The sequence below is a fragment of the Virgibacillus salarius genome, from assembly GCF_039521925.1.
Taxonomy (GTDB): Bacteria; Bacillota; Bacilli; order Bacillales; family Amphibacillaceae; genus Virgibacillus; species Virgibacillus salarius.
The window spans coordinates 1-7,830 of the sequence record NZ_BAAACY010000119.1 but is presented as its reverse complement, the minus strand read 5'-3'; the positions used below and the strand labels follow the sequence as shown (position 1 = coordinate 7,830).

Here is a 7,830-nt window from a genome sequence, read left to right as displayed (position 1 = left end):
CCCACCGATACTGGCTAAGGCAAAAAGAAATGGTCGTTGAATCAATGAGATGGATTTTCTCAAGTAATTCACTTCCCTTTTCTTCCCCAATTTCCTGATGGATCTGTTGGATTAAATGACGCAGAATCGCCTGGAAGATCTCCGGAGGAAGATCAGAAAGTTTTCGAGAAAGTTGAGATTTACTAATACTTTTTAGCCCAAGTTCTTTTTGTAATTTTTTCTTGTGCCGTACCTTGAAACTAATCTCTTTAAGACTTGATAACTGTTTCAATTGAGCATAAATAAATAATTTGGTGAAGGTGAGGCTATCTAGTTTTTTAACATACTTATCAATCTTCAACTGATCAATAATTTTAGAAATGACTTTCATTTCTGTTGGTTGAATATATTCCTTAAAAACTGATTTTGTGTTATTCTTGTCCATGAGAACTCCTTATAATTAGGGTATGGACAGGACTTTGAACCTTCTGTCATCTAATTATAAGGATTTTTTTATATATTTGAAGACTATAAATTCCCTTTAATTACATTTATTTGAAATTAATTATTGCTTGACTTTAGTTTCATAATTTAATGCAACGCTAGTGTAATTTACTAGACTACAAAAAAGGACGCTGTCCAAGAATGAACGGCATCCCTATGTTCTATTGTAATGCTTGCTCTATATCTTCCAATAAGTCATTAGCGTCTTCAATCCCTACAGAAAGACGAATTAAACCATCTGATATTCCCAACTCAAGTCTTCGCTCTCTAGGAATCGAGGCATGTGTCATTTGGGCTGGAACAGAAACTAAGCTTTCCACCGCACCAAGGCTTTCAGCTAATGTAAAGAACTTAATTCGTTCAATCACTTGCTCAGCCTTTTCCCTACTTCCTACATCAAAGGATATCATACCACCAAAACCACTCGCTTGTTTTTTAGCAATTGCATGACCTGGGTGATTCGGCAAACCCGGATAGTAGATAGCTACTACTTGAGAGTGGCCTTGCAAATAAGCAGCAAGTTTATTTGTATTTGCTTCAATCGCTTCCATACGTAGCGCCATTGTTTTGATACCTCGTAACAGTAACCAGGAATCCTGAGGTCCTAAAACAGCACCAACTGAATTTTGGATGTAATGCGTTCGCTTTGCTAATTCATCGGAATTTACAACGACCAATCCTGCGACAACATCACTATGTCCCCCTATATATTTCGTAGCACTATGAATTACAATATCTGCACCAAGATCTAAAGGTAATTGCCAATAAGGTGTAGCAAAGGTATTATCAACAATTAATAAAAGATTGTATTTAGAAGCTATTTCAGCCATTTTCTTAAGGTCGGACACTTTTAATAATGGATTCGTCGGTGTTTCAATATACAATGCCTTTGTATTATCCTGAATAGCAGCCTCTACTAGCTCTGGATCGCTCGTATCAATAAATGTATGCTCTAAATGGAATCGATTCAACACATTTGTCATCACTCGATATGAACCACCATACACATCATCCGTCATTAATATGTGGTCTTCCGCTTGAAACAGCATCATTACTGAGGTTATTGCAGCCATTCCTGAGCCAAAAGCAAATCCAGACACACCATTCTCTAAGTCAGCAATTACGGTCTCTAACGCATGTCTAGTGGGATTTCCTGTGCGAGAATATTCGTAACCTCGATGCTTCCCAATCTCATCCTGCTGATAGGTACTCACCTGATAAATTGGAACGGACACCGCTCCAGTTCGTTCATCACCAGTGATCCCCCCATGAATCATTTTTGTCTTTTTTCGCATCGCTATTCTCCTTTACTCTATTCAATCATTCCCCAAGCTTCTGTATGAGGTAAATACATCATTATGATGAAGTATAAATTCCTTTACTTAAATAACGGTCACTTCCATCTGGAAATACGGTTACGATGGTAGAACCTGGTGTCGCCCGTTGTGCCTCCTGAATTGCTGCAAACATTACAGATCCAGATGAACTCCCCACGAGTAATCCCTCCTTTTTAGCTAATTTTGCTACATATTCAAAGGCATGATCATCTGATACGGTATATATTTCGTCAATTAACGTTTTATCCATATAATTTGGAAAGAATTCCATACCAATTCCCTCCGTTCGATGAGATCCAGGCTTCCCCCCAGCAATTATCGATCCTTCTGGTTCAACAATTACTGCTCTTACATTTGGATTCTTCTCTTTAAAATATTTTGAAGAGCCAATAAACGTTCCCGCTGAACCTGCTCCAGCGATAAATGTATCCATATTACCATCTAAATCATTCCAGATTTCCGGTGCTAAAGTTTGATAATAAGTGATCGGGTTAGCAGGATTAGAAAATTGCTGTGGTGAAAAACTATTCGGTATTTCCTTCAACAACGCTCGTGATTTAGCAATAGCACCTTTCATGCCTAGCTCCCTAGGAGTAGTAATAACTGTTGCACCGAGGGCTTGCATAATCGTCTGCTTTTCTTGGCTAAAGTGTTCTGGAACACATAATATTACTGAAAAACCATGTGATATAGCAGCAATCGCTAATCCAATTCCTGTATTACCCGCAGTAGGTTCAATAATGGTATCACCTGGATTCAGAAGCCTTTTGTTCAAGGCCTCTTTAATTAATATCTGTCCTAATCGATCCTTTACACTTCCACCTGGATTAAAAAATTCTAACTTTGCAAATAAACGGACCCCACTTGGTAGTGAGAACTGCGTAATTTCAAGTAACGGCGTATTGCCAATTAAGCCTTGAATTGAACGATAAACTGCCATCATCTCTCCTGCCTTTAAAAAACTTGATGCCACTCATCTCGATGTTCTAACATCTCCTTAGCAATTTCTTTTGCGCCCTCTAAGCTGTGATTCGCCGCCCACCCACATTGTACTTCATTACATGCCGGTACTTCATCAGCTTTTAAGACATCTTGCAATGTTTTCTCAATGGTGTCTAACACCTCATCGTAATTATCGTGGTTCATAATTGCTAAATAAAATCCAGTTTGACAGCCCATCGGACCGATATCAAGAACATTATCCATATGGTTTCGTATATTTTCTGCCATTAAGTGTTCAATGGAGTGTAAACCATCCATTTCCATATGTGCTTTGTTAGGTTGTTTAAATCGAATATCGTATTTATACACTTTATCCCCATTTGCGCCTTCTGTCACTCCTACTAATCGCACATAGGGTGCTTTTACTTTTGTATGATCTAAATTAAAGCTTTCTACATTCATTTTTTTAGTCATGATACCCGCTCCTTTAATTCTTTTTTGCTAAGAGTAACCAAACGAAATCATTCATTTGATGAAAGGCTATATTAAAATTATACAGGGTGAATATATTTTTTAAAACTGTTATCGTCGGGTAATACTCACGTTGTAAGTCATCTGCTAAGTCCAGATACCCTTGTCGTTTTGCTTGCTCAATCATCTGTTCCTTCGCTTGATCAGATTGAAATATCGTGTCCCCAAATACAATCCTCCCATCCTTCGGTAGCATTTGTGAAAAGTTAGAAATTGCTACTTCCTTTTCCTTGTCTGTTAGATGATGAAAGGCGTAAGTACTGACAATCGTATTTATACTTTCAGAAATGGCTGGAAAACTTAGAAAATCCCCATCAAGAATTTCTACATCTCCAAGTTTTTCTTTTGCAATTTCTCGCATTGCCAAGGATGGTTCCACCCCAATAAATGAATGTCCTGCCTCTATTAGCTTTTTGGATAAATTACCAGTTCCAACTCCAAATTCAAGAACATTCCCTTCTGAATGTTCAACAACTTCATCTAAAATTTTATCGTAATTGGAAAAAACTGCAGCATATTGCTGATCTACACCAGCTACGCTTAAATCATAGGTGTTTGCCCAATCATCAAATATCGATAAGAACTCTCTTCCCATTTATATTCAACTCCAACCGAGGAATAATTCATAGTAAAACACTATGTATAGTATGAATATATGTAATAGTATACATGATGTGACATATTTTTAAAAGAAAAACGAGTGACTCCTTAAAGAATCACTCGTTTAATGAATTATTGATTTTCTGGAAATAACCTTTCAATCATGTTTCCAAATTGGTCAAAGAACCCTTCTATTGGTTCACCATTATCAACATCATCTGCATAATTTTGTGTTAGGTTAAGAAAATCAGGATTCGTAGAGACATATACATTGTCAATATCTCCGTCAACCGATTGTACAATTTTCTTGATTTTGGACTTTACTTCATCCGTAACTTCATTGCCATTATCTTCATTATTATTTGTGTTGGTATTTTCCATATTTGGGTTATCATTAGCATCTAGTCCTGCAGCTACATAAGCATTATTATCCGTCGTTACGACATATGCGCGATCAATTTCGGCAATTTCATCTGTTATTTTATCAGCAGCCTCTTTTGAGATATCATAACGGTCATTGTTATTCGTTTCTTGATCACGTTCTGAGGTTCTTCTCATCTCATAATCACGTTCACCAGCCATGCCATCACCAGCATTATTATATCTAGTCTGCTCTACATTATCCTCAGCTGCATCTTGATTATTATTATCATCCGTATTTGCACAACCCATCAACACAATACTAAGTACTGCAAAAAGAGTGAAAAACTTTGATTTCATTTAAATACCCTCCTTTGTTTTGTTCTTAGTATGAATCGACGAAGATTTATTATACTTTTTTTTACTACCTTTATCTGGCAGACACACCATTTTTGTTTCAGACAATATATATATTATGCGGGGACACTATGACTAACCCTTACAATTTAAGGAGGGGTAAAATGGACATTCCTGATTACGATAAAGCGTTGTACTACACACTTTGGGGACAATGGGATGATTTACTCGTACTCATGGTACGTACAAAGGATGATTTACTTTCAAAAAAAATTCAGCGATTTCTACATGCTTACCATTATTCAATAGACGAACGTAAAATTATGAATTCCCATGATAACCTGCTTTATTATTTAGACCATGCCATGAAGCATGAGCCATCCATTGCCATGGAACTATAATTTTGTTTCAAAGTGATTACTATATTAAGCGCGCATAAAAAGAGCTGTCAAATATTTCATGTATCTCATACGTGCATGATATGTGACAGCTCTCTTTTTTTATTTTTCGAACCAAATGCTCCTATTTAATCGTCACCATAACGCTCTTCTCTATCTTGATGTTTTTCATTTTTATGATAATGCTGACCACTTCTACCCCTTTCTTCATAATCCTCTTCTTTGTAGTCGTTTTCATCTTCATCCTTATCCCGGTGATGATGCCATTCATCATCATCCCAATTACGGTGATTATTCTGATGCTTATCCCTAGGATCATTGTTATTTTTTCGTTGTTTGGACTTGTTTTTTTGTTTATTCTGGTTATGTTTTTTTGGATCCTTCTTATCTTTTTTTTCGTACTTCATTCTTTTTTTGTCTTTGTTATGATTAGCATTATTTTTCTCAACAGATGTTTTCTTTTTTTCGTGTTGTTCAGGGACAGCTCTCTGTTTACTAATATCAGGTGTTATTGGTGCCTGTTCCTTAGAAGTGTTGTTACTTTTAGATGAATTCGTTTCCCCTGAATCTTCAGTAGTGGACTCTGAATGATCGTTTTCCTTTGAATTATAAAATGAATTAATTATAGCTTTATCTTGATCATTCATCATTTTTTCTGAATTAGACGTATCGACCACTTCATCTTTATCTTGGATAGCTTGAGCCATTATTTCATTCATGGATTTATTGGTTTTCTCCGCTTCTTCTCTAATTTTTTCTGGTACGAAAAAGGTTGCAATTTTCCAATCGGAATCACCTTCAGGGAAATAGCCGTCTAAACTGTCCAAAATAGATGTATCTGGATCCTTTAGGCTTACACCTACCAACATATTCTTTTGATTATTTATTAAACCTGTTTCCTCACTTTTATCCATAATCATATGTATAACTTCATCGAGGTTTTTATTTTCATAATTAGTTAATTTATCTAATATTAGTTCAGCATCATCATTAACTGGTCTTATTGATTGAACCAGCATATTTTCAGTTACCTCTAGCTCTATACTAGGGTTAATATCAATACTTACATAAGCATATGTTTTACTCTTCTCCATAACAAAATAAAAAGGTAGCACAAATAAAAGCATGACACTTACTAGAGCAAGCAAACGAAGCGAAGCATTCATTTTATTCCCACCAAAAGAGAACAGTAATCCCTTTTTCGCCTTCATTGGTTTAAATGACACTTCGGTACCTAATTCAGCATTTTTTACCGGTACTGCTTTATAGAAAGCCCCTTCTTCTGTTAATACAATCATATACTTGCGATGCTGTTCCATGATGATCCCTTTTTTCACTGACCCACCCCCTTCAAATAATCTTTAAGGTATAGATAGTCCTCCGTAAGTACAATAAATATAGCTAGAATGTATTTTCTATTACGTTCTAACGTCTTTTTACTGACATCTACTTTTTTAACTAAATCCTTAATTGGCAGCTTCCGTTTGGCTAATACATACTCCTTCATTTGTTGATCCTCATACAAGATTCTTGCGGTACGAATCGCTGACTCACGCGCATCTCTATGCTTAGGAGATACTTCTGTTAATTCAGCTAAGCTCATCTTGTACAGTTTTAATTTTTCTTTAAAATCCATTATTTCTTGTTTCCGATACCACGCATCCTGTTCTAATTGATACATTTCTTTAACAGCCAATATTTCTGTTGGATTCTCCATTTGTTCAGCATCATAGGTTTCATCTAAAGATACTGCAACTGGACGTTTTTGTGTATAACGAATATAGTCTATTACCTTTCGCTTAATAACTAATTTTGCAAAAGATAAAAACGAGCTCCCCCTTTCCGGAACATACGATTGTATCGCTTCATTGAAAGCGGAAAGACCAATACTAAATTCATCATCTTTTTTTGGATCAATATACCGTTTACATACCTCAGACACACACTTCGCAATGAAGGGTTGATATGTTTTTAAAAGATAATTTTGTACGTTTTGATCTCCTTGCTGGGCACATATAATCATTTCTTCTAGGGGAGTATCCTTTAATGACTTGCTCATCATCAAACTGAAGCCCCCCCAGCCATTATAGTTTTCGTTCTTTTCAAATCGTTTTTGGGCGTAGGCCTTTTATATTTACGTTTCATTCCATATTCATCATTTATATATATATTATTCACGATGTATTCACCATCTTTATTCAGAGTATCAAAAAAGTCTTTCACTATTTTTCAGATTGTTTCATAGCAGTAGTTGACTGCTTTTTCCATACGTTACGCTATTGTTTATATTTACAAAAGCGGGGCGAGTCCCAAAACCATCAGTTATGTATTAAATATACGTGTATGATTCTCATAGCACGAGTTATTATATCTTAACGTAAGGTTTTACAAGTGGCTAGGACAAAACCGTTACATTTTGTTTAAAATAAAATTACTAGCCTATCTCTATTATGTAACATTTTGTTCACATTGTCTTTAATCAATTTTTACCTATGACTTTCTGCTCATATTCAATTTGATTTTTCTTAGAACAAAAGCGGAAGCGCACGAATAGAAACGTAATCACTGGAGCAAGTCAACGCAGATAAAGCAATCACGGTGTGCTTACGAATCGATGATGACTTAGATTAGGATAATTCGTGAAGTCACCTAGCTTCTGGGAGCTGAAGCTGGACGCAGCTCAACACGCCCAAGTTTGTCCACATGGGAAAATTTTATATTCCTAAACCACAAAAAAACCTCTGGAACTCACCGAGGCCACTGAAAATCTTATGATTTTTCAGTGAAACTTGAAGTTTGTTATAAAAAAGACGACTCAAATT

The 7,830-nt window shown here is 35.9% G+C and carries 9 protein-coding genes; 1 reads left to right on the top strand and 8 read right to left on the bottom strand.

Annotated features, from left to right (window positions below):
• From ABDZ84_RS15090 to ABDZ84_RS15065, 6 genes are all read right to left on the bottom strand, one after another.
• Nucleotides 1-424 (bottom strand): DUF4372 domain-containing protein (locus tag ABDZ84_RS15090; protein ID WP_343782094.1); only part of this gene is annotated, 424 nt, incomplete at its 3' end.
• Between the two features lie 220 nt (nucleotides 425-644).
• Nucleotides 645-1,778: a bifunctional cystathionine gamma-lyase/homocysteine desulfhydrase gene (locus tag ABDZ84_RS15085; RefSeq protein WP_026679654.1), complete on the bottom strand. Its 1,134-nt coding sequence runs from the start codon at nucleotides 1,776-1,778 to the stop codon at nucleotides 645-647.
• A 61-nt stretch (nucleotides 1,779-1,839) separates the two neighbouring features.
• Nucleotides 1,840-2,760 (bottom strand): PLP-dependent cysteine synthase family protein, encoded by a 921-nt coding sequence (locus tag ABDZ84_RS15080; RefSeq protein ID WP_343782091.1) that lies wholly within the window; start codon nucleotides 2,758-2,760, stop codon nucleotides 1,840-1,842.
• Nucleotides 2,761-2,774: 14 nt separating this feature from the next.
• Entirely contained in the window at nucleotides 2,775-3,236 is a 462-nt protein-coding gene (locus ABDZ84_RS15075; protein WP_026679652.1) for an S-ribosylhomocysteine lyase, read from the bottom strand.
• 13 nt (nucleotides 3,237-3,249) lie between these two features.
• On the bottom strand, nucleotides 3,250-3,888 hold the full coding sequence (locus tag ABDZ84_RS15070) for a class I SAM-dependent DNA methyltransferase (RefSeq protein ID WP_343782089.1): 639 nt from the start codon (nucleotides 3,886-3,888) through the stop codon (nucleotides 3,250-3,252).
• Nucleotides 3,889-4,025: 137 nt separating this feature from the next.
• Complete coding sequence (locus ABDZ84_RS15065) at nucleotides 4,026-4,613, bottom strand: YhcN/YlaJ family sporulation lipoprotein (RefSeq protein ID WP_026679650.1); 588 nt, start codon at nucleotides 4,611-4,613, stop codon at nucleotides 4,026-4,028.
• A 161-nt stretch (nucleotides 4,614-4,774) separates the two neighbouring features.
• Between ABDZ84_RS15065 and ABDZ84_RS15060 the strand changes: the two genes are divergently transcribed.
• Entirely contained in the window at nucleotides 4,775-5,011 is a 237-nt protein-coding gene (locus tag ABDZ84_RS15060) for a YhdB family protein (RefSeq protein ID WP_026679649.1), read from the top strand.
• A 125-nt stretch (nucleotides 5,012-5,136) separates the two neighbouring features.
• Here ABDZ84_RS15060 and ABDZ84_RS15055 read toward each other — a convergent pair whose 3' ends face one another.
• Together ABDZ84_RS15055 and sigI are read right to left on the bottom strand one after the other, a co-directional pair.
• The gene (locus tag ABDZ84_RS15055; RefSeq protein ID WP_026679648.1) at nucleotides 5,137-6,345 is read right to left on the bottom strand and encodes an anti-sigma factor domain-containing protein; all 1,209 of its coding nucleotides are present in this window, start codon (nucleotides 6,343-6,345) and stop codon (nucleotides 5,137-5,139) included.
• Nucleotides 6,342-7,070 (bottom strand): RNA polymerase sigma factor SigI, encoded by a 729-nt coding sequence (gene sigI / locus ABDZ84_RS15050; protein ID WP_034678168.1) that lies wholly within the window; start codon nucleotides 7,068-7,070, stop codon nucleotides 6,342-6,344. Before sigI ends, ABDZ84_RS15055 begins: the two co-directional genes overlap by 4 nt.
• Nucleotides 7,071-7,830: the final 760 nt, after the last annotated feature.

Bases quoted from the DNA above. Each gene is read 5' to 3' on its own strand.
- ABDZ84_RS15085 (WP_026679654.1), bottom strand. From the start codon at position 1,778: ATGCGAAAAAAGACAAAAATGATTCATGGGGGGATCACTGGTGATGAA.
- ABDZ84_RS15080 (WP_343782091.1), bottom strand. From the start codon at position 2,760: ATGGCAGTTTATCGTTCAATTCAAGGCTTAATTGGCAATACGCCGTTA.
- ABDZ84_RS15075 (WP_026679652.1), bottom strand. From the start codon at position 3,236: ATGACTAAAAAAATGAATGTAGAAAGCTTTAATTTAGATCATACAAAA.
- ABDZ84_RS15070 (WP_343782089.1), bottom strand. From the start codon at position 3,888: ATGGGAAGAGAGTTCTTATCGATATTTGATGATTGGGCAAACACCTAT.
- ABDZ84_RS15065 (WP_026679650.1), bottom strand. From the start codon at position 4,613: ATGAAATCAAAGTTTTTCACTCTTTTTGCAGTACTTAGTATTGTGTTG.
- ABDZ84_RS15060 (WP_026679649.1), top strand. From the start codon at position 4,775: ATGGACATTCCTGATTACGATAAAGCGTTGTACTACACACTTTGGGGA.
- sigI (WP_034678168.1), bottom strand. From the start codon at position 7,070: ATGATGAGCAAGTCATTAAAGGATACTCCCCTAGAAGAAATGATTATA.